The 19,337-nt window shown below is 73.3% G+C and carries 20 protein-coding genes; 15 read left to right on the top strand and 5 right to left on the bottom strand.

What is annotated here, in order from left to right; all coding sequences use genetic code 11:
- Nucleotides 1-72: 72 nt before the first annotated feature.
- Together xylB and ACFE7W_RS18130 are read right to left on the bottom strand one after the other, a co-directional pair.
- On the bottom strand, nucleotides 73-1,479 hold the full coding sequence (gene xylB, locus ACFE7W_RS18135) for a xylulokinase (protein ID WP_375426227.1): 1,407 nt from the start codon (nucleotides 1,477-1,479) through the stop codon (nucleotides 73-75).
- Nucleotides 1,476-2,342 carry a DeoR/GlpR family DNA-binding transcription regulator gene (locus ACFE7W_RS18130; protein ID WP_375426226.1) on the bottom strand — a complete coding sequence of 289 codons (867 nt, stop codon included), beginning with the start codon at nucleotides 2,340-2,342 and terminating at the stop codon, nucleotides 1,476-1,478. The genes xylB and ACFE7W_RS18130 overlap by 4 nt, the downstream gene beginning before the upstream one ends.
- 149 nt (nucleotides 2,343-2,491) lie before the next feature.
- Here ACFE7W_RS18130 and ACFE7W_RS18125 point away from each other — a divergent pair, with 149 nt between their 5' ends.
- The 3 genes from ACFE7W_RS18125 to ACFE7W_RS18115 all read left to right on the top strand — a co-directional run bounded on the left by ACFE7W_RS18125 (nucleotide 2,492) and on the right by ACFE7W_RS18115 (nucleotide 5,622).
- The gene (locus ACFE7W_RS18125; protein ID WP_375426232.1) at nucleotides 2,492-3,259 is read left to right on the top strand and encodes a DeoR/GlpR family DNA-binding transcription regulator; all 768 of its coding nucleotides are present in this window, start codon (nucleotides 2,492-2,494) and stop codon (nucleotides 3,257-3,259) included.
- 237 nt (nucleotides 3,260-3,496) lie between these two features.
- Nucleotides 3,497-4,612 carry a hypothetical protein gene (locus tag ACFE7W_RS18120; RefSeq protein ID WP_375426225.1) on the top strand — a complete coding sequence of 372 codons (1,116 nt, stop codon included), beginning with the start codon at nucleotides 3,497-3,499 and terminating at the stop codon, nucleotides 4,610-4,612.
- Nucleotides 4,609-5,622 (top strand): HAD-IIA family hydrolase, encoded by a 1,014-nt coding sequence (locus tag ACFE7W_RS18115; protein ID WP_375426224.1) that lies wholly within the window; start codon nucleotides 4,609-4,611, stop codon nucleotides 5,620-5,622. Before ACFE7W_RS18120 ends, ACFE7W_RS18115 begins: the two co-directional genes overlap by 4 nt.
- A gap of 35 nt (nucleotides 5,623-5,657) precedes the next feature.
- Here the strand turns inward: ACFE7W_RS18115 and ACFE7W_RS18110 are convergent, their stop codons facing one another.
- Nucleotides 5,658-6,023, bottom strand: coding sequence for a DUF2256 domain-containing protein (locus tag ACFE7W_RS18110; protein WP_375426223.1), 366 nt, complete (start codon nucleotides 6,021-6,023; stop codon nucleotides 5,658-5,660).
- A gap of 64 nt (nucleotides 6,024-6,087) precedes the next feature.
- Between ACFE7W_RS18110 and ACFE7W_RS18105 the strand changes: the two genes are divergently transcribed.
- The 4 genes from ACFE7W_RS18105 to ACFE7W_RS18090 all read left to right on the top strand — a co-directional run bounded on the left by ACFE7W_RS18105 (nucleotide 6,088) and on the right by ACFE7W_RS18090 (nucleotide 9,734).
- On the top strand, nucleotides 6,088-6,879 hold the full coding sequence (locus tag ACFE7W_RS18105; RefSeq protein WP_375426222.1) for an aldo/keto reductase: 792 nt from the start codon (nucleotides 6,088-6,090) through the stop codon (nucleotides 6,877-6,879).
- Nucleotides 6,880-6,907: 28 nt separating this feature from the next.
- Nucleotides 6,908-8,362, top strand: coding sequence for a CHAD domain-containing protein (locus tag ACFE7W_RS18100; RefSeq protein ID WP_375426221.1), 1,455 nt, complete (start codon nucleotides 6,908-6,910; stop codon nucleotides 8,360-8,362).
- A 100-nt stretch (nucleotides 8,363-8,462) separates the two neighbouring features.
- Entirely contained in the window at nucleotides 8,463-8,948 is a 486-nt protein-coding gene (locus ACFE7W_RS18095; RefSeq protein ID WP_375426220.1) for a pyridoxamine 5'-phosphate oxidase family protein, read from the top strand.
- A 45-nt stretch (nucleotides 8,949-8,993) separates the two neighbouring features.
- Nucleotides 8,994-9,734 carry an MBL fold metallo-hydrolase gene (locus ACFE7W_RS18090; protein ID WP_375426219.1) on the top strand — a complete coding sequence of 247 codons (741 nt, stop codon included), beginning with the start codon at nucleotides 8,994-8,996 and terminating at the stop codon, nucleotides 9,732-9,734.
- Between the two features lie 26 nt (nucleotides 9,735-9,760).
- Here the strand turns inward: ACFE7W_RS18090 and ACFE7W_RS18085 are convergent, their stop codons facing one another.
- On the bottom strand, nucleotides 9,761-11,134 hold the full coding sequence (locus ACFE7W_RS18085; RefSeq protein ID WP_375426218.1) for a glucose-6-phosphate dehydrogenase: 1,374 nt from the start codon (nucleotides 11,132-11,134) through the stop codon (nucleotides 9,761-9,763).
- A 128-nt stretch (nucleotides 11,135-11,262) separates the two neighbouring features.
- Between ACFE7W_RS18085 and ACFE7W_RS18080 the strand changes: the two genes are divergently transcribed.
- Nucleotides 11,263-11,904 carry an alpha/beta hydrolase gene (locus ACFE7W_RS18080; RefSeq protein ID WP_375426217.1) on the top strand — a complete coding sequence of 214 codons (642 nt, stop codon included), beginning with the start codon at nucleotides 11,263-11,265 and terminating at the stop codon, nucleotides 11,902-11,904.
- A gap of 40 nt (nucleotides 11,905-11,944) precedes the next feature.
- Here ACFE7W_RS18080 and ACFE7W_RS18075 read toward each other — a convergent pair whose 3' ends face one another.
- Entirely contained in the window at nucleotides 11,945-12,589 is a 645-nt protein-coding gene (locus ACFE7W_RS18075; RefSeq protein WP_375426216.1) for a DsbA family protein, read from the bottom strand.
- Nucleotides 12,590-12,789: 200 nt separating this feature from the next.
- On the opposite strand from ACFE7W_RS18075, the gene ACFE7W_RS18070 reads away from it, so the two are divergent.
- The 7 genes from ACFE7W_RS18070 to steA all read left to right on the top strand — a co-directional run bounded on the left by ACFE7W_RS18070 (nucleotide 12,790) and on the right by steA (nucleotide 19,331).
- Complete coding sequence (locus ACFE7W_RS18070) at nucleotides 12,790-13,632, top strand: GAF domain-containing protein (protein WP_375426215.1); 843 nt, start codon at nucleotides 12,790-12,792, stop codon at nucleotides 13,630-13,632.
- Between the two features lie 53 nt (nucleotides 13,633-13,685).
- The gene (locus ACFE7W_RS18065) at nucleotides 13,686-14,222 is read left to right on the top strand and encodes a hypothetical protein (RefSeq protein ID WP_375426214.1); all 537 of its coding nucleotides are present in this window, start codon (nucleotides 13,686-13,688) and stop codon (nucleotides 14,220-14,222) included.
- Nucleotides 14,219-14,404, top strand: a complete 186-nt coding sequence (locus tag ACFE7W_RS18060; RefSeq protein WP_375426213.1) for a hypothetical protein — start codon at nucleotides 14,219-14,221, stop codon at nucleotides 14,402-14,404. The genes ACFE7W_RS18065 and ACFE7W_RS18060 overlap by 4 nt, the downstream gene beginning before the upstream one ends.
- Before the next feature lie 19 nt (nucleotides 14,405-14,423).
- Entirely contained in the window at nucleotides 14,424-15,233 is an 810-nt protein-coding gene (locus ACFE7W_RS18055; RefSeq protein ID WP_375426212.1) for a TlyA family RNA methyltransferase, read from the top strand.
- Nucleotides 15,234-15,256: 23 nt separating this feature from the next.
- Nucleotides 15,257-16,252, top strand: a complete 996-nt coding sequence (locus tag ACFE7W_RS18050; RefSeq protein WP_375426211.1) for an NAD kinase — start codon at nucleotides 15,257-15,259, stop codon at nucleotides 16,250-16,252.
- Nucleotides 16,253-16,283: 31 nt separating this feature from the next.
- A complete protein-coding gene (gene recN / locus ACFE7W_RS18045) occupies nucleotides 16,284-18,029 on the top strand; it encodes a DNA repair protein RecN (RefSeq protein WP_375426210.1) in 1,746 nt (581 codons plus the stop codon).
- 120 nt (nucleotides 18,030-18,149) lie between these two features.
- Nucleotides 18,150-19,331, top strand: coding sequence for a putative cytokinetic ring protein SteA (gene steA, locus ACFE7W_RS18040; RefSeq protein ID WP_375426209.1), 1,182 nt, complete (start codon nucleotides 18,150-18,152; stop codon nucleotides 19,329-19,331).
- Nucleotides 19,332-19,337 lie beyond the last annotated feature (6 nt).

The raw sequence follows: 19,337 nt of genomic DNA, 5'->3' as shown, positions 1-19,337 counted from the left end.
GTCGCCGGACACACACACTTCAAGGCCGACCCCACCAGGGGCCGGCCTTGAAGTATATCCACGCTCGAACGCTCACGAGCGCGTACTGGGAAAGTGTTCGTGCAGCGCCTTCTGGTAGCGCTCATCAAGGACGACAGCGGCCCGCTGCTCCCGTTCGGTCGGATCGTGCTGAGTCAGTACGGGTACCGACCATGCGGGCAGCGCTCCGGTAAAGGCCCAGGCGGCTTGGCGCGCGGCGCCGACCGCGACGCTCTCGAAGGTGTCGGTGACGACGATGGGTAGCCCGAAAACGGCCGGCGCGATCTTGCGTACGGCCTCGGACTGGGCGGCTCCGCCGGTGAGGGTGATAGCGGTGATCGGTCCGGTCTGCTGCTGCAGGACCTGGACCCCGTACGCGAGACTCCACAGCACACCTTCGATGCTGGCGCGAGCCAGATTGGCCGGGGTCAGGTTGCGCAGCGTGAGCCCGAGCAGCTCACCGCGGGCGTCCGGCAGGGGCGGCGTGCGCTCACCCTCCAGGTACGGGAGGTAGACGAGTCCACCACTCCCGGGCTCGGCCGAGAGGGCGAGCGCGCTCAGCTCGGCCAGGCTGACGCCGAGGAGCTCCGCGGTGGCGACGAGGTTGCGAGCGCCGTTGAGGGTGCAGACCAAGGGCAGGAAGGACCCGGTCGCGTCGGCGAAGCCGGCGACGGTGCCCGTCGGGTCGTGGGTCTGAGCCTCACTTCGCGTGAAGGCCGTCCCGCTCGTGCCGAGGGAGACGACGGCGGCCGCCTGGTCGAGCGCCAGGCCCAGGCCGGCGGCCATGTTGTCCCCGGTCCCGGCGGCGATCGCGATCCCGGCATCGGTCTCACCGACGACTTCGTCCGGCGCCGCGATGCGCGGCAGCTCCAGGTCGTGGCCGAACGCCCGCTGAACCAGGTCGGTGCGGTAGCGGTTCGTGGTGGCGTCGAAGTAGCAGGTGCCGGACGCGTCGCCCCGGTCGGTCACCGGGTCAGACCGACGGCCGCCGATCTGCCAGGTCAGCCAGTCGTGCGGAAGCACGACCCGGCTCGTCCTGGCGGCGTTGTCCGGCTCCCGCCGCGCCAGCCAGCGGAGCTTGCTCACCGTCATGGACGCCACCGGCACCGACCCGACGGCGTCCGCCCATCCCGAGGGCCCGCCCAGCTCGTCGATCAGGTCGCGCGCATCCGAGGCCGAGCGGTTGTCGTTCCAGAGCAGCGCGTCCCGGACCAGGGCGCCACCGTCGTCGAGGCTGACCATCCCGTGCTGCTGCCCGCCGACGGCCAGGGCCGACACCCCGTCGAGCAGCTCGGGCTCTGCGGTGGCCGAGGTGTACGCCTCCCACCAGGCCTGCGCCGAGACCTCGGTGCCGTCCGGGTGGGCGGCGCGGGCGGACCGCACCACCTCGCCGGTCTCGATGTCGCAGACCACGACCTTCACCGACTGCGTGGAGGAGTCCACCCCAGCGACGTAGCTCATCGAGCCTTCCTCGCCCCGTTCCTGTCCGAGGAGCCGTCCGGAGTGCCGGTCACCTGGTCTCGCGGCCCGACCTCGCCGGCCGTCGAGACGGCAATCCCCCGGTCGAGGAAGGGCTGCAGAGCCGCCTGGGACGGTCGGCCGGCGACGGCGAGCAGGTCCACGTCGTCGAGGTCGGCGAACTGGACGAAGGCTGCCGTACCCAGCAGGTTGGCGTCGAGCAACGCGATGACCCGCTCGGCGGAGGCCACCTCGACCTGCGAGACCGCGGCGGCAGCCGGCGTGGCCTGGGTCAGCCCGCGATCCACGCTGACCCCTGCAGGGCAGACCACGCTCACGTCGACGTGCAGCCGTTCCAGCTCCTCCATCGCCCAGTCGCCTTCCTGCGCCCTCGTGCTCGCCGAGACCGTACCGCCGATGTTGTAGACCTCGAGCCGGCTCGCCCGCGCGAGCACGACGGCGGCGTCCAGGGAGTTGGTGACCACGGTCAGCCCGGCCCTCTCCGGCGGGTCGCCGACGATGGTCTGGGCGAGGGCCAGCGTCAACCGACCGGTGCCCACCAGCAGCGTGCCCTGTCGCGGGAGGTCCGCCCAGACGCGACCGGACAGCTCGAGGTCGTCGTCGTCGGAGGTGGACACGGGTGCCCGAGCGGCGAGCACACCGGCGTCGAGTGAGACCGCGCCGCCGTGGACGCGTTCCAGCGCGCCAGCCTCCTCCATCGCGCGCAGGTCGCGTCGGACCGTCTCCTGGGCGACGCGCAGCCGGGTCGAGAGGTCGACCACGTCGACCCGACCCTCCAACGCCAACCAGCGGGCGATGGCCTGGTGGCGCGACTCGGAGCGGGCCAAGCCCATCGCTGGCGTCACCGTCCTCCATCGGTCCAAGGACGAGGGGTCCTCGCTGCGGAGGCTAGCGCACGGCTCGGAGGAGGGCCAGGCCGCTTCTGACAGACTGTCGGCGACGGCACGTCGCCCGGCTGGCGTTCGGGCCCCGACCTGTGGAGGGTGCCGTGACCATGTATCCCCCGGAGCGTCAGCGGGCCATCACCGACCTGCTGCTGCAGCTGGAGGGCCGGCGGGCCAGCGTGAGCCAGATCAGCGAGCGGCTCGGGGTGACCACCGAGACGGTCCGGCGGGACCTGGACGTGCTCGAGCGCCGAGGGGTGCTGCGGCGGATCCGCGGTGGTGCCGAGCTGATGGACGCGACTCCGTTCGAGCAGGCCCTGGCTGCACGTCACTCCGAGCAGTACGACGACAAGCGGGTGATCGCCCGACGCGTGGCCGCCGAGCTGCCCGAGGACGGGGTCGTCGTGCTCGACTCCGGCTCGCTCACCCTCTTCTGCGCTCAGGCCTTCCCGCGCGACCGCAGCCTGGTGGTGGTGACCAACAACCTGCCGGCGGCGCAGTACCTGGCGGAGTACGACAACCTGCGGATCTTCACCCTCCCCGGCATGATCCGCGGGATCACCTCGGCGGCCGTGGACGTCTGGACGAGTCGTCGGCTCTCGACCCTGACCGCAGACCTCGCCATCATCGGGGTCAACGGCCTCACGGTGGCGCACGGACTGACCACGACCAACCCCGAGGAGGCGGCGACGAAGCGCGCCATGCTGCTGTCGGCCCGGCGGCGGGTGACGCCGGTGATCTCGGGCAAGATCGGGCGCAACTCGTTCTGCTCCTTCGCCACGGTCAGCGAGGTCGACCAGGTCATCACCGACGCGGCCGCCGATCCCGAGCTGCTGCGTGGTCTTGCGGCCGCCGGCCCGGAGGTCGTGCTGGCCTGAGGACTCGGACCTGCGACGGGTCCGGGGGGAGGGCGCTTTGCGTGCGGCCGACGACATCGGCAAGATTGAGCGGTGAACCCGCCGAACCGACCAGACCGACGCGATCCTGACCGCTCTCCGCGTTCGGGCGGAGCCGACGGTGGCCGGCGCTCGGGACCGCCGCGCGGCGGCGGCTCCGGACGACCGGACCGTGGTGCACCGTCGGGCCGGGGCGGGACCGGCGGCCGGGACGGATCCGTGGGCCGTGACCAGAGGTCGGGCCCGGAGCAGAGGTCGGGCCGGGACTCCGGGTCGGGCCGGGACGCCGGGTCTGGGCGGACGTCGCGTCCCGCCGGCAATGACCGCCGCGGTGCCCGCTCGGAGCGGCCGTTCGACGACCGTGCGGACCGTCCGGGTCCGGCGCGGGGTGACCGCTCACCGTCGGCTGCCCGGCGGCCGGTCGACAAGCGCTCGTCGCCTCCCGGCGCCGACCGGCGAAGTGACCGGCCGGGTGAGACCCGACGACCTCGCGGCGGCGAGGGCCGCGAGCGCAGCGAGCCGCCGCGTCCCGGCCTGGCGCGCAAGGCGAACGAGCCGCCCATCCCCGAGGGCATCGACGTCCGCGTGCTGCACCGGGCCGCACGGGCCGAGCTGCGCGGCCTGCCGACGGAGCTCGCCGAGATCGTCGCCTCGCACCTGGTCGTGGCCGGCCAGCTGATCGAGGAGGACCCGGAGCTGGCCTACGCCCACGCCGAGGCCGCACGGCGGCGCGCCGCCCGGCTGCCGATCGTCCGGGAGGCCGCTGCCGAGACCGCTTACGCGGCAGGCCGCTGGGACGTGGCGCTGAGTGAGTTCCGGGCGCTGCGCCGGATGACCGGCACCCACGACTACCTGCCGGTGATGGCGGACTGCGAACGAGCGCTGGGTCGTCCTCACAACGCGCTCAAGCTGGCCCGGGAAGCCGAACGGCTGCCTCTGGACCCCGCTTTGGCGATCGAGATGACGATCGTCGAGGCCGGGGCCCGCGCCGATCTCGACCAGCACCCCGAGGCGCGTCGGATCCTGCAGCGTGCGGTCGAGGACATCCCGTTGTCGCCGTCCATCCGGCTGCCGCTGGCCCGGCTGCGCTACGCCTACGCCGAGGCGCTGCTGCACCACGGGGACGAGGCCGAGGCCCGCCGCCTGTTCGTCGCGGCGGCCAAGCTGGACAACGACGGCGAGCTCGACGCCGACCAGCGCGTCGACGAGCTCGACGGGATGCTCATCGAGTTCGACGAGAACGAGCCCGACGACGGGGTACCCGACCAGGTGCCCCGTCCTGACGGGGTGGGCGGGGACGCCTCCGCCCCGGACGCCCCGCGGACCCCTCGGTGACCGACGCGTCCGCGCTCGTCGACGCCTACGACGCGGCCCTCTTCGACCTCGACGGCGTGGTGTACCTCGGGCCGGTGGCGGTACCGGGCGCGGCTGAGGGCATCGCTGAGCTGCGCCGGCGCGGCTGCACCGTCGGGTTCGTCACCAACAACGCCGCCCGCTCGCCGCGGGTCGTCGCCGAGCACCTGGTGGAGCTGGGCATCGAGGCCGCCCCGGCCGACGTCGTGACGTCCGCTCAGGCGGCCGCCCATGTGTTGTCGAGCCGGTTCGGCGCCGGCGCCAAGATCCTGGTGGTCGGGGGCGAGGGGGTGCTGGACGCCCTGGCCGAAGCCGGGCTGGTCGCGGTCCGCTCGGCCGACGACGAGCCGGTCGCGGTGATCCAGGGGTTCGGGCTCGAGCTGGCCTGGCAGGAGCTGAACGAGGCGGCGATCGCCATCAACCGGGGGGCGGTCTGGGTGGCGACCAACGACGACCCGACCCGGCCCACCGACCGTGGCCTGGTGCCCGGGAACGGTGCCGCGGTGGCGGCGGTGGGTTTCGCCGTCTCGGTGACGCCGGAGGTCGCGGGCAAGCCGTACCGTCCCCTGCTCGACGACACGGTCGCGCGGCTGGAGGCCACGCGGCCGATCTTCGTCGGCGACCGGCTCGACACCGACATCGCCGGTGCACGCAACGCCGGTCTGGACAGCCTGCTGGTGCTCAGCGGTTCCCACGGCCCGGCCGACCTGCTCGGGGCTCCGACCGGGTCCCGTCCCGATCACCTCGGCCACGACCTGACCGCGTTGCTGCATCCTGCCCGCCGCGCCCGGGCCGAGGGTGCCGGCTGGCTCGTCGACGGCGTCACCGCCCGGGTCGACCAGGGTCGGCTCACACTGGGCGGCACCTCGGCCGATTCACTGGCCGCGCTCTGGGCGAGCGCCCAGGCCTGCTGGGACGCGGCCGACCGGGGCGAGCCGGTGGACCTCGAGGCCGCCCTGGCCACCCTGTCCGACGAGGGCGGCGCCGGCTGAGACGACGGTGCGGCCCGCCGGCCGCGCCCTCTGACTCAGCCCGCCCGCTGCCGCCGGATGGTGACCGGGCCGCGCGCGGTCGACGGGTCGACCACCCGACCGCGCTGCACCAGCTCGACCTCGCCCGCCACCTCCAGGCGTCTCGCCGCCCGCCTCACCGGTTCGAGATCGTCAGGCAGCCCAAGCGCGGCGAGGGCCTCGGTCACCTGCTGGTCGGTCACCGAACCGACGACGCGGACCAGCCGGCGGATCTCCGCCTCGATCCGGCGGTCAGTGGTGGAGACCCCGCGAGCGCGGCACCCGGCACTGCAGTAGCGGACCTCGTCCCAGTCGCGCTCCCACTTCTTCCGCCAGGTGATCCGGCGACCGCACGAGCGGCAGAACTTGGGCGGCGGCGGCATCCGGCCAGTGTGCCCGCCCCGGCCGCGGCGTTTCGCTGTCGGCGGTGCCGGATACGTTGTCGACATGACCGGAGCCGACTACGCCCTGCCCGCCGTGGCCCTCGCGAGCGGCTCGATGCCCCTGCTCGGCCTGGGGACTTGGCCGATGCGCGATGACGACGTGGCCGCGGCCATCGAGGTCGCCCTCGAGACCGGCTATCGCCACCTCGACACCGCGACGGCCTACGGCAACGAGGCGGGGATCGGTCGGGCTCTCGCCGTCGCGGGGTCCGTGGCCGATGACGTCTTCGTCACCACCAAGCTCCCACCCGAGCTCGCCGGTCAGGAGCGCTCCACGCTCGAGGCCAGCCTGGAGAAGCTGGGTCGGGACCACGTGAGCCTCTGGCTGATCCACTGGCCGCCCGACGGGCAGGCGGCGCCCGCCGTCTGGGATGAGCTGGTGCGGGCCCGCGACGACGGGCTCACCCGCGCGATCGGCGTCAGCAACTACTCGCTGGAGCAGATCGACGAGCTGACCCGGGCCACCGGCGTCACGCCGGAGGTCAACCAGATCAAGTGGGGTCCCCTGCTCTACGACTCGGCGCTGGTGGCCGAGCACGCCGACCGCGGGGTGGTCCTGGAGGGTTACAGCCCGCTGAAGGCCAGCAACCTCTCCGCTCCGACGCTGCGGGAAGTGGCCGCCGTGCACGACATCACGCCGGCCCAGGTCGTCATCGCCTGGCACGCCGCACACGGCTGCGTGGTGATCCCGAAGTCGGCGCAGCCCGAACGCATCGTGCAGAACGCCCAGGCCGTCCGCGTGCCCCTGTCCGCAGCGGAGGTCGCCGCGATCGACGCGCTCTCACCCCTGACATGACCGACCGTCGCCGCGGAAGAGGACGCCGATGCTGAGCCGCCACACCGAACGTGAGGACAAGTTCACCGTCGCTGACGACGTCGCGCTGCCCGGCCTCGACGACCTCGTCAGCCCGGGTGGCCAGGCGGTGACGGACTCCTTCCGACTGGTCAACCTCTACCACGACACCGACGAGCGCGACCTGCGCCAGGCCCGGCTCACCCTGCGCCGGCGGACCGGCGGTCCGGACGCCGGCTGGCAGCTCAAGCTGCCGGCCGGGCCCGCGCGGACCGAGGTGAGCAGCCGCTCCCGGGCGCGGACCGTGCCCTCGGCTCTGGCCGCGGTGGTACTCGGCCTGACGCGGGGCCGGCCGCTGGTCCCGATCGCCGAGCTCACCACCGAGCGTGCCGTCGTCCGGCTCCTCGACGAGGGCGGGGTGCTGCTGGCCGAGGTCGCCGACGACCGCGTGAGCAGTGCCACCCTCGGCGGTGAGGCCCGGCTCGACCACTGGCGCGAGGTGGAGGTGGAGCTCGGCCCGGCGGGCGACGAGGCGCTGCTCGGGAGGATCGGCCACCGGCTGGTCGAGGCGGGGGCGAGCCCGTCCACCTACGGCTCCAAGCTCGGTCGCGCCCTGGGCGCACCCGCTCCGCGCCTTCCCGAGCCGGCCGAGCTGACCACCGTGGCCGACGTCCTCAGCCGGTACGTCTCCACCCAGTGCGCCGAGATCGTCGCCGGCGACCTCGCACTGCGGCTGGGCGAACCGCAGGTGCACCGGACGCGGGTGGCGATCCGGCGACTGCGCAGCACGCTGCGGGTCTTCGCGCCGCTGCTCGACCCGGAGCCGAGCCTGCGGTTGGACACCGAGCTGAGATGGTTCGCCGGCCTGCTCGGCGAGGTCCGCGACCGCGAGGTCCTGCTGGAGCGGCTCCAGGGACAGCTGGCAGACCTGGAGCCGGAGCTGGTCCTCGGACCGGTGGCCGCCGACCTGGACGTGCTGCTGACCGGGGAGGCCGCCCAGCACCTGCGGGCGGCCCGGGAGTCGCTCACCACCGCCCGGCACCTGGAGCTGTTGGAAGCGCTGGTCCGCTGGCAGACCGAGCCCGCCTTCGCCGAAGGGGTCGGGGCGCCCGCGAAGGAGGTACGGGTGCTGGCGCAGGGGGCCGCGACGACGATGCGGCGGCGGCTCAAGCAGGCGCTGCGGGCGGGGGATGAGCAGGAGGAGCGGCTGCACCGGGCGCGGAAGGCGGCCAAGCGGGCGCGCTACGCCGCCGAGCTGGCCGAGCCGGTCTGGTCGCGGGCCGCAGCCCAGGTCTCGGCCGCCAAGGATCTCCAGACCCAGCTCGGCGAGCACCAGGACAGCGCCGTCTCGGTCGTGTTCCTGCGCCGCGCCGGGGCCGCCGCCGGCGGGCGATCCGGCCGCAACGGCTTCACCTACGGGCTGCTGCTGGCGCGTGAGCAGCAGCGCGCCGCCGCCATCCGGGCCGCGCTCGGAGTCGCGGGCTGACCGTCAGACCCACCGCCGCTCCGCCGCGGCGCCCATGCAAGGCTCGACCACGGACCCCGTCGCGCGCACCAGCGTCGGCGGCCTGAGCAGAGGAGAGATCATGAGCAACGACACCGAGGGCGCGGCCAAGCTGGCCGAGCTCGTGCAGGACATCAAGGTCGCGATGCTGACCACCACCGACGACGAGGGCCACTACGTGAGCCGTCCGATGGCCCACCAGCTGGTCGAGGACGACAGCGACCTGTGGTTCTTCGCCGAGCGCGACTCCCACGTCGTCGGCCACGTCGCCCAACGGCCGCACGTCGGCATCACCCTGAGCTCGAGCAGCACCTGGATCTCCATCGACGGCGAGGCCGAGGTGGTCGAGGACGTGGCCAAGGCGAAGGAGCTGTGGAACAGCTGGGTCGAGGCCTGGCTTCCCCAGGGACCCGAGGACCCGAGCGTCGTGCTGCTCAAGGTCAACGCCCACAGCGCGGAGTACTGGGACACCCCTGGCGGTCGCGTCGCGTCGATCCTGAGCTTCGTCAAGGCCAAGGCCACCGGCGAGACCTACGACGGCTCGGAGAACAAGAAGCTCGACCTCTGAGCGAGTCCGACCGGCACCCGGACGAGGTCGCATGAGGTCCCTGCCGTGATCGCGCTCGAGGTGGCCCCGGGCGTGCATGCCGTCGAGCACGCGTACACCAACTGCTACCTGGTCGAGGACGACGACGGCGTCACGCTCGTGGACGCGGCCTACCCCTCGACCTGGCGGCTGGTGACGCGTGCGCTCCAGATGATCGGTCGGAGCGTCGACGACGTGCGCGGCCTGGTCCTCACGCACGGGCACTTCGACCACGTCGGCTTCGCCCGGCACGTCCGCTCGACGTACGCGGTGCCGGTCTGGGCGCACCCGGGCGACTTCTGGATCACCCGGCACCCGTACCGGTACGTGCCCCAGGAACCCAGGCTGCTGCACCCACTCACCCATCCCGGCTCCCTGCCGGTGCTGGGGGCCATGGTCGCCGCCGGTGCCCTGAAGGTGCCGGGCGTCAGCGCTGACCACGCGATGGCCGAAGGCGAGGCGCTGCCCCTGCCCGGCCGTCCGGTCGTCCTGCACACCCCGGGCCACACCGACGGCGAGTGCGTCCTCCACCTGCCGGACCGGCGCGTGCTGCTGACCGGGGACGCCCTGGTCACCCTCGACCCCTACAACGGCCGGCGCGGGCCCAGGATCATCGCTCCCGCGGCGACCCACGACACGGGTCGGGCGCGCGGATCGCTGACCCGGCTGGCCTCACTCGATGTGGACCGCGTCCTCACCGGTCACGGCGAGATGTGGACCGACGGCATCGCGGGCGCGGTGGAGCGGGCCTCGCGCACCAGGTCCTGAGGGCCTGGCCGCCCTGACGAGCAGGCTCAGAGGGCCCAGCCGGCCGGACCGTCCGAGCCTGCGGCGTACTCTTCGAGCGCGGTCTTGCCCTCGCGCCAGGCCTGGAGCACCGGGTCGACGATCCGCCAGCACTGCTCGGCGGTGTCACCGCGGACCGAGAGCAGCGGGTCACCGTCCAGCACCCCGGCCAGGACCTCCCCGTACGCGGGCAGCCGCCCCGCGCCCAGGTCGGCGTCGAGGGTCACCCGGTCCAGCTCCAGCGGGTCGGCCGGCCCGTTCACGTTCATCTCGAACGAGATCTGGTCCGGCCCCATCAGCAGCCGCAGCCGGTCCGAGGCGGGCCGGCCGCGCAGTCCGGTCGGGACGTGCACCGGGTTCTTGAAGGTGATCGTGACCTCCTTGCGCCGGGCGCCGAGGGCCTTGCCCGAGCGCAGCCGGAACGGCACCCCGGCCCAGCGCGAGTTGCGGACCTCCACCGTCAGCTCGGCCAGCGTCTCGGTACCGCGCCCCGGGTCGACGCCGGGCTCGGCGGTGTAGTCAGGGACCGTTCGGTCCTCGACCGTGCCCGCGGTGTAGCGGGCTCGCCGACCGGCGTGGACCGGGTCGTCCTCCCAGAGCCGGCAGGCCCGCAGCGCCTGGGCCATCGAGTCGCGCAGGTCCACCTCGTTGACCGCGGCGGGCGGGTCCATGGCCGCGAGCGCGAGGACCTGCAGCAGGTGGCTCTGGATCATGTCCATCAGCGCGCCGGCCGAGTCGTAGTAGCGGGCGCGGTTCTCCAGGGTCAGCTGCTCGTCGAAGACGATGTCGACCCGCTCGATGTGCTCGGAGTTCCAGATGGGCTCGAAGAGTCTGTTGGCGAAGCGGACCCCGAGCAGGTTGAGCACCGTGGAGCGTCCCAGGAAGTGGTCGACCCGGTGCACCTGGGACTCCGGCACGAGCTGGGTCAGCAGCAGGTTCAGCGCGGTCGCGCTCTGCTGGTCGGTCCCGAACGGCTTCTCCAGCACGAGCGCCGTGCCCTCGGGCAGCTCGACCTCCTTCAGGGCGGTGCATGCCTTGACCGTCACGGCCGGAGGCAGCGCGAAGTAGAGCGCTGCCGGGGCGGGGGCCGACTCCAGCAGGGACCGCAGCTGGCCGGGGTCGGTGACGTCCACCTGCTGGTAGCGCGTGCCGGCCAGCACCGAGGACACCGTGTCCTCAGACACCGACGCGGAGCCGAAGGAGGTCCGCACCCGGTCCTCCCAGGTGCCGGCGTCCCAGGCCTCGCTGCCGGCACCCACCAGGACGACCGACCGCCGCTCGGGCTCCGCGTCGAGGAGCTGGCCCAGCGCCGGCAGCAGCAGCCGGCCGGCGAGGTCGCCGCTGGCTCCCAGCAACAGGAAGGTCTTGATCGGCGTGCTCATCTGCGAACCTCTTCTCACCGGCAGGCGGCCGGAAACGTCGGCGGGTCCGCGGCGTCGGGGGTACCGCCACGACCGTGCTCACCGTATCCACTGCCTCGACCGGGCATCCGGCCTGTCATGGTGAGGGGATGGACGACACGAGACGAGCCGTAGCCGCCGAGCAGGTGCTCTGGTCGGTTCCGGAGACCGAACGCGCCGGCCGCCCCCTGCTGGTGCTGCTGCACGGGCACGGGATGGACGAGCGGATGGGCGTCGAGCTGTACGACCACCTACCGGCCGAGCTGGTGCTGGCCTCGATCCGCGGCCCGCTGCGCGTCCTCAGCGGCTACGGCTGGTACCCGCTGAACGCGAGCCTCGGGCTGAACCAGATCGACGAGGCCGCGCGCTCGGTCCTCGCGTGGGTCCGGGAGCAGCCGCGGCACATGTCCGTCGGCATCCTCGGCTTCTCCCAGGGCTCCTCGATCGCCCTTCAGTGCATGCGCCTGGCTCCGGACCAGTTCGACTACGGCGTCGTGCTCTCCGGTTTCGCCGTACCCATGGCGGTGGCCGGGGACGAGGCGCTCGCCGCCCGACGGCCTCCGGTGTTCAGTGGCCGCGGTGACTCCGACCCGCTGATCCCGCTGCCGCTGGTGACCATGACCGACAGCTGGCTGGCCCAGCACGCTGAGGTGACGCAGCGGGTCTACCCCGGACTGGGCCACAACGTCTCGGCCGCGGAGATCGACGACCTGGCCGCCTTCCTCCGCGACCGGGTCGCCAGCCCCACCTGAGCCAGCCGGCCGGTCACCTCACCGGTGGCTGCGGCTCAGGTCAGCTGAAGTCCAGCGAGCCGGTGCGCTCCCGCTTCAGCTCGAAGAAGTACGGGAAGCTCGCCAGGGTCACGCTGGCGTCCCAGAGCTGGCCCGCCTGCTCGCCCCGGGGGATGCGGGTGATCACGGGCCCGAAGAAGGCCATCCCGTTGACGTGGATCGTGGGCGTCCCGACGCCCTTGCCCACCTTGTCCATCCCGGCGTGGTGGCTGGCGCGCAGCGCGTCGTCGTAGTCGGTGCTGCCGGCGGCCTCGGCCAGCTCGGCGGGCAGGCCCACCTCGGCGAGCGACTCGGCGATGACCGCGGCGAAGTCCTTGTTGCCCTCATTGTGGATGCGGGTGCCCATCGCGGTGTACAGGGGTGCGAGGATCTCGTCCCCGCGGAGCTGGGCGGCGGCGATCGCCACCCGGACCGGTCCCCAGGCCTGCTCGAGACCCTTGCGGTACTCCTCGGAGATGTCCTGGCCCTCGTTCAGCACCGCCAGGCTCATGACGTGGAAGTGCACGTCGATGTCGCGGACGAGCTCGACCTCGAGGATCCACCGCGAGGTGAGCCAGCAGAAGGGGCAGAGCGGGTCGAACCACAGATCGGCCCGGTTGCGCTCGCCCGCAGGGGTCGTGCTGGCTTCGGTGGTCGTGCTGGTCATGGCGTCTCCTCGCTCTGGACCGGACTGGTCGGTCCTCGACCACCCGGCGCTGCTCGTCACCGTGGCAACAGCACGACGGCGGCACATGTTCCGTGACGACGGTCCTCGACGGACACCGCGGGTGGCGGCGCCCACTAGGATCAGGGTCGCCGGCCCGCCGCGGGGCCGATCCGCTTGTGGACACTCGGGGGAGTGGATGCATGGTGTTGGATCCGTCGCACGATCATCCGTCCGCGCCCGGTGGCCCGTCCTCCGGGGAGTCCGGGTCGGCACCCGAGTGGCCCGAGCCCGACGCCCTCCAACCGGGCCCGCAGTTCCGCTCGCTGCTCGCCATGGTCGACGCGGTCGAGGTGACCGTGGCCGATGCCCTGGCCCACCTGGCCGAGCAGGCCGTCGCGGCGTTGCCGGTGGCCGACGGGGCCTGCGTCGCTTTCGGGACGTCGGTCGGTCGTCGGGTCCGCGCGGCCACGGCCGACGTCGCCGCCGAGCTGCAGGATCTCCAGGAGGACCTGGGTGAAGGCCCCGGCATCGAGGCTGCGGCGCGGCGGCGTCCCGTGCTCAGCGGTGACCTCGAGGCCGACCCGCGCTGGCCGAGGCTGACCGCCTCCCTTGGCGACACCCTGGTCCGCAGCGTCCTCGTCCTGCCCCTGCTGGGGCCGTCCGGGGTGCTGGGCACCCTGACCCTGTACGCCTCCGCGGCCTCGGCCTTCGACGACCGCAGCGCTCAGTTGGGCGTCCGGCTGGCCGCGTCGGCGGCCCGGACCGTCCGCCACGCGCTGGTGCTGGAGCGGGCCCGTCGGCTCACGACCCATCGCCACCTGCGCCGACGCGACCAGGCGACGGTCGACCGCGCCATCCTCGTGCTGATGCAGGAGAACGGTGTGGGGTCGGAGGAGGCGTACGGCGTGCTGCAGCTGCTGGGCCGGACCGAGCAGGAGGACCTGGTGGCGGTGGCCCGGGCCATCGTGGCGGCAGAGGACGCTCAGCGCGCCGGTGTCGCGGCGCCCGAGGATGATCCGCCGGCGCTTCGACCCAGGGGTTAGCGTGGGCGCGGGACCGGGCGACGGCTCCCGGCCGGCGGCGGTGGAGGAACACGATGGTGGTCGATGCGGTCCAGAGCTATCTGAACATGGCGAACGCGATGTCCAGGGCGGCGCGCGCGCAGGCGGTGGCGGTGGCCCGGGGGGTGCTCGCCCAGGCCAACCTCGAGGAGGCGGCCGCGGAGGCCAACGAGCGGGCCACCCGGCTGGCGGACGAAGCCCGGGACGCCCGGCGCGCGAACCGCGAGCTGGTGGAGACCCTGGTGACGGCGGAGCTGGCCAAGGCGGCAAGCCGGTACGGCTTCGTCCGGTCCGACGACCTGGACGAGCTGCGCGAGGAGATCGCTGAGCTGCGCGTCCAGCTGACGAAGGCGCAGGCGGCGTCGCCCGGCTCGGCGGCGCGTGGGGCCGCGGCGGCGGCCAAGGCCGGAACGCGCGCACGCAGGGCCACCCCGTCGACGCCGGCCCAGGACCCGGCCGCCACGGTGGCCCCGGCAAAGAAGGCGGCAGCCAGGCGGACCGCGGCGAAGAAGGCCGAGGCGGCCGCCGCCGAGGACGCCGGGCTCGACCCGGCTGCGGACGCCGGCGCATGAGCGAGGTCGCACCCGATCCCGGCCCCGGCCCGGTCCCGACGGTCGAGGACCCGCGCCTGGCCGAGGCGCTCGAGCGTCTCGGTGACCTGGACGGCCGGCCGCTGTCGGAGCACCACGACCGCCTGGCCGGGGTCCACGAGGTGCTACACGACGTCCTGCATCCCGACGCGGCGGCCGGCTGACGCCCTTGACGCGACGGCGGTGACCCGCTCAGCGGCCGACCGGTCTCGGCTGGACCGGGTCCTGGTCGAGCGCGGTCTTGCCCGTAGTCGGTCCCACGCCCAGTCCCTGGTCCGCGAGGGCTCGGTCCGGGTGGACGGGGTGGTGGTGCGTCGTCCGGGAGAGCCGGTGGCGGCCGAGGCCGACGTCGTGGCCCGGAGCGACCCCTACGTGTCGCGCGCGGCGCACAAGCTGATCGGGGCCCTGGACGACCTCGGGCTGACGGTCGCGGGACGGGCATTGGACGCCGGCGCCTCGACCGGCGGCTTCACCCAGGTGCTGCTGGAACGGGGCTGCCGGCGGGTGCACGCCGTCGACGTCGGCACCGACCAGCTGGCGCCGGCGATCCGGGCGGACCCGCGCGTCGTGGTGCACGAGCAGACGAACCTGCGCGATCTGGGGCTCGCGCAGCTGGACGGCCGGCCGGTCGACCTCACCGTGGCTGACGTCTCGTTCATCTCGCTCACCCTGCTGCTGGCCCCGCTGGCGGCCGTCACCGACCCGGCCGGCACGATGCTGGTGATGGTCAAGCCGCAGTTCGAGGTGGGCCGGGAACGGCTGGGTCGTGGCGGGGTGGTGCGGTCCGCGGACCAGCACGCCGACGCCGTGACCTCGGTGGCGGAGGCGGCGGCGGCGCAGGGTTGGCACCCTGCTGCGCTCAGCCGCAGCCGGCTCCCCGGCCCGGCCGGGAACCAAGAGTTCTTCCTGCTGCTGCGCGGCCGGGAACCAGACCAGCCGCTGGACGTCCGGGCCGCGGTGGCCGCGGTGGCCGCGGTGCCGACGCCCGGCTGAGGCCGGCACCTATGCTGTCGCACGTGACCCAGGCTCCGGAACCGTCCGAGCAGGCGCCGGGATCCTCGCCGCGACGGGTCGCGGTGCTCACCCACATGGGTCGGCCGGCCGCGGTCGAGGCGGCGTCGCGGCTGATCGAGGGTCTGCACCGCGCGGGCATCGGTTCGGCCCTGCCGGCCGACGACCTCGAGCTGCTCGACCCCCGGCTGGCGCCGGCGGTGACCACTCTCGGCAAGCCGGTGTCGCGGACGGACGGGGTCGAGCTGATGGTGGTCCTGGGGGGCGACGGCACGATCCTGCGTGGCGCCGAGTGGGTCTTCGGCACCGACCTGCCGCTGCTCGGGGTCAACCTCGGGCACGTCGGCTTCCTGGCCGAGGCGGAGTCGACCGAGATCGACGGGATCGTGACGGCCATCGTGGACAGCTCCTACACCGTCGAGGAGCGTTTCACCGTCCAGGTCACCCTGCGCGAGTGCTCGAGCGGTGAGGTCGTGTGGTCCTCCTACGCGATCAACGAGGTCTCGATCGAGAAGGCCGCGCGTGAGCGGATGCTCGAGGTGGTCGTCGAGGTGGACGGCCGACCATTGTCACGCTGGGCCTGCGACGGCGTGCTGCTGGCCACGCCGACCGGCTCCACCGCGTACGCGTTCTCGGCCGGCGGTCCGGTCATCTGGCCGAGCGTGGACGCGCTGTTGATGGTGCCGCTCAGCGCTCACGCCCTGTTCGCGCGGCCGCTGGTGCTGGGGCCGGACTCGACGGTGATCATCGAGCTGATCGAGGCCTCACCGACGCACGGCGTGGTCTGGTGCGACGGCCGGCGCTCGGCGGAGCTGCGAAGCGGGATGGAGATCGAGGTGCGCCAGAGCGCTCACCGGCTGCGACTGGCCCGGCTGTCGGAGGCGCCCTTCACCGACCGGCTGGTGAACAAGTTCGGCCTGCGGGTCGAGGGCTGGCGCGGCGCTGCCGAGAGCGAGCGGGGCTCGGTGCTGGAGCCGCGACGGGCCTGGACGTCCTCATGATCATGATCATCTCGGCCATGATCACCATCGGGTGCGCGCTCGCGAGCCGCCGGTGATCGACGAGCTGCGGATCACTGACCTGGGCGTGATCAGCGAGGCCACTCTGGCGCTGGATCCCGGCTTCACGGTCGTGACCGGGGAGACCGGGGCCGGCAAGACCATGATCGTCACCGGGATCGGGCTGCTGCTGGGTGAGCGGGCCGACCCGCGCTCGGTCCGCACCGGTGCGGAGCGCGCCAAGGTCGAGGGGACGTTCCTCCTGGCGGAGGACGTTCCAGCAGCGGGTGCGCTGGTTGAACGGGTGGCCGGAGCCGGTGGGGCCGTCGAGGACGGTGAGCTGCTGGTGGCCCGCCACCTGACTGCCGTGGGGCGCTCCCGGGCCTTTCTCGGTGGGGCCCAGGTGCCGGCCGCGGTTTGTGCCGAGGTCACCTCGGAGCTGATCACGATCCACGGCCAGTCCGAGCAGGTCCGGCTGGGCGCCCCGGACCGCCAGCGGGAGGTCCTCGACCGGTCCGCCGGCTCCGGCCTCGCGGCGCTGCTGCAGGAGTACCGGGCGCGCTTCGCGGAGCGCCGGACGGCTCAGATTGAGCTGACCCGGCTGCGCGAGGAGGCTCTCAGCCGTGCGCGGGAGATCGACCTGCTGATGTTCGGCCTGACCGAGATCGAGCGGGTGGCCCCGGAGCCGGGGGAGGACGCGTCGCTCGCCGCCGAGGCCGAGCGGCTGCAGTCGGCCGACGACCTGCGGCTCGCGGCGACGACGGCCATCGCGGCGCTGGCCGGCTCCGAGGACGAGGCCGGTGGAGCGCTGACGGGCGTGGTGCTGGCGCGCAAGGCTCTGGCGGCGGCGGCGGCGGCGGCGGCGGACGCGGACGCCGCCGACCTCGGGCGGCGGCTGGCCGAGGTCAGCTACGCCCTCGGGGATGTCGCAGCCGACCTGGCGCGCTACCTCGACCGGTTGGACGCCGAGCCGGGCCGGCTGGAGTGGATCGCCGGCCGGCGGGCCGCGCTGGCCGGTCTCACCCGCAAGTACGGCTCGACCGTGGACGAGGTGCTGGCCTGGTCGGCGGACGCGGCGTCCCGGCTGGGCACGCTGGAGTCCTCCGACGACCGGATCGCCGCGCTCGACGCCCGCGTCCGGGTACTCGACGCCGAGCTGATGGGCCTGGCTTCGACCTTGACGGCCGCCCGCAGCGCGGCAGCGGAACGGCTGTCGGCCGACGTGCTCGGTGAGCTGGCCGCCCTGGCCATGCCGCACGCCCGCCTGGTCTTCGCCCTCACCCCGGTCGAGCTCGGGCCCTCCGGAGCCGACCACGTCGAGCTGCTGTTCAGCGCGAACCCGGGCAGCGAGCCCCGGAGCCTGGCCAAGGTCGCCTCCGGGGGCGAGCTGTCCCGCGTCCGGCTGGCCCTGGAGGTCGTGCTGGCCGCCGATGCCCACGGCCAGACCCTGGTCTTCGACGAGGTGGACGCCGGGGTCGGTGGTCGGGTGGCGGTCGAGATCGGTCGTCGGCTGGCCGCCCTGGCGCGGCACAGCCAGGTGGTGGTCGTCACCCACCTCGCTCAGGTCGCCGCCTTCGCCGACCGGCACTACGTCGTGGTCAAGTCCGACGACGGCCAGGTCACCACCAGCGGGGTGCTGCGGATGGCTGAGGAGCAGCGCGCCGCCGAGCTGGCCCGGATGATGGCCGGCCTGGAGACCACCGAGTCCGCCCTCGCCCATGCCGGCGAGCTGGTCGAGCTCGCGGAACTGTCCCGCTCTCGCTCGGTCATGCCCTCGTGACCCTGTCTTCCTCGCTCGGTCGTCCAGACACGGCCCGGGCCTGACCTACCCGATGCTCGCGGGGTACCGCCGGTCGAGCCTGCCGAACTCCCCAGCCCTGCATGGGAGACTGAGCCGGTTATGAAGCTCCCTCCGCTGCTGCGTCGCCGAGGCGCGCCGGTCGGGGTCGGGGGCGTCGCCCGGCTGGACCGGCGAACCAAGAACCTGACCAAGCGGCTGCGTCCGGGCGAGATCGCGATCATCCACCACTCCGACCTGGACCGGGTCAGCGCCGAGGCGCTGGTGGCCACCGGGGTCAGCGCGGTGGTCAACGCCGTGCCGTCGGTGTCGGGCCGCTACCCGAACCTGGGACCCAGCATCCTGCTCGAGGCCGGCATCCCGCTGATCGACGCTGTCGGTGAGCGGGTGTTCGCCGAGGTCAAGGAGGGCGACCGGCTCAGCCTGGACGACGGTCTGCTGCTCGACCCGGAGGGCGCCGTGGTCGCCGAGGGGACGCTGGTCACCACCGACCTCCTCGAGGAGCAGCTGCGGGTGGCCCGCGAGGGGCTGTCCGCGCAGATCGAGGACTTCACCGAGAACACCATGCGCTACCTCCGCGAGGAGAAGGAGCTGCTGCTCGAGGGCATCGGCGTCCCCGAGATCCGGACCTCGATCGAGGGCCGGCACGTGCTGATCGTCGTCCGCGGCTACGACTACCGCAGCGACCTCGATGCACTGCGGCCCTACATCTCGGAGTACAAGCCGCTCCTGATGGGCGTCGACGGGGGTGCCGACGCCCTGATCGAGGCCGGCTACAAGCCGGACATGATCATCGGCGACATGGACTCCTGCTCGGACTCCACGCTGCGCAGCGGCGCCGAGATCATCGTCCACGCCTACCGCGACGGCCGGGCACCGGGCGTCGAACGGGTCGAGAGCCTGGGCCTGGAGGCGGTCGTCTTCCCGGCGCTGGGCACCAGCGAGGACGCGGCCATGCTGCTGGCCGACACCAAGGGCGCGCGGCTGCTGGTGGCCGTGGGAACCCACGCTTCGCTGGTGGAGTTCCTGGACAAGGGACGCTCGGGGATGGCCTCGACCTTCCTGACCCGGCTGCGGGTGGGACCCAAGCTCGTCGACGCCAAGGGCGTGTCGCGGATCTACCGCAGCCAGATCCGGGGCTGGCACCTGGCGCTCCTCGTGCTCGCCGGGCTGCTCGCCCTGGTCACCGCGCTGCTCTTCACCGACGTCGGCTCGGCCATGGGCAGCGTGATCGCCGCCCGTGTCCGCGACCTCCTGTACTGGATCAAGGAACTGTTCACATGACCGCTC

It is taken from the genome of uncultured Friedmanniella sp. (assembly GCF_964244285.1).
In the GTDB taxonomy this organism is placed as follows: domain Bacteria; phylum Actinomycetota; class Actinomycetes; order Propionibacteriales; family Propionibacteriaceae; genus Microlunatus.
Note: the sequence above shows the minus strand (reverse complement) of the source record. Positions and strands in the feature narration are given on the sequence as shown.

Bases quoted from the DNA above. Each gene is read 5' to 3' on its own strand.
- ACFE7W_RS18110 (WP_375426223.1), bottom strand. From the start codon at position 6,023: ATGCCGCCGCCGCCCAAGTTCTGCCGCTCGTGCGGTCGCCGGATCACC.
- ACFE7W_RS18095 (WP_375426220.1), top strand. From the start codon at position 8,463: ATGAGCAACGACACCGAGGGCGCGGCCAAGCTGGCCGAGCTCGTGCAG.
- ACFE7W_RS18125 (WP_375426232.1), top strand. From the start codon at position 2,492: ATGTATCCCCCGGAGCGTCAGCGGGCCATCACCGACCTGCTGCTGCAG.
- steA (WP_375426209.1), top strand. From the start codon at position 18,150: ATGAAGCTCCCTCCGCTGCTGCGTCGCCGAGGCGCGCCGGTCGGGGTC.
- ACFE7W_RS18070 (WP_375426215.1), top strand. From the start codon at position 12,790: ATGGTGTTGGATCCGTCGCACGATCATCCGTCCGCGCCCGGTGGCCCG.
- ACFE7W_RS18105 (WP_375426222.1), top strand. From the start codon at position 6,088: ATGACCGGAGCCGACTACGCCCTGCCCGCCGTGGCCCTCGCGAGCGGC.
- ACFE7W_RS18100 (WP_375426221.1), top strand. From the start codon at position 6,908: ATGCTGAGCCGCCACACCGAACGTGAGGACAAGTTCACCGTCGCTGAC.
- ACFE7W_RS18060 (WP_375426213.1), top strand. From the start codon at position 14,219: ATGAGCGAGGTCGCACCCGATCCCGGCCCCGGCCCGGTCCCGACGGTC.
- xylB (WP_375426227.1), bottom strand. From the start codon at position 1,479: ATGAGCTACGTCGCTGGGGTGGACTCCTCCACGCAGTCGGTGAAGGTC.
- ACFE7W_RS18065 (WP_375426214.1), top strand. From the start codon at position 13,686: ATGGTGGTCGATGCGGTCCAGAGCTATCTGAACATGGCGAACGCGATG.
- ACFE7W_RS18085 (WP_375426218.1), bottom strand. From the start codon at position 11,134: ATGAGCACGCCGATCAAGACCTTCCTGTTGCTGGGAGCCAGCGGCGAC.
- ACFE7W_RS18080 (WP_375426217.1), top strand. From the start codon at position 11,263: ATGGACGACACGAGACGAGCCGTAGCCGCCGAGCAGGTGCTCTGGTCG.
- ACFE7W_RS18075 (WP_375426216.1), bottom strand. From the start codon at position 12,589: ATGACCAGCACGACCACCGAAGCCAGCACGACCCCTGCGGGCGAGCGC.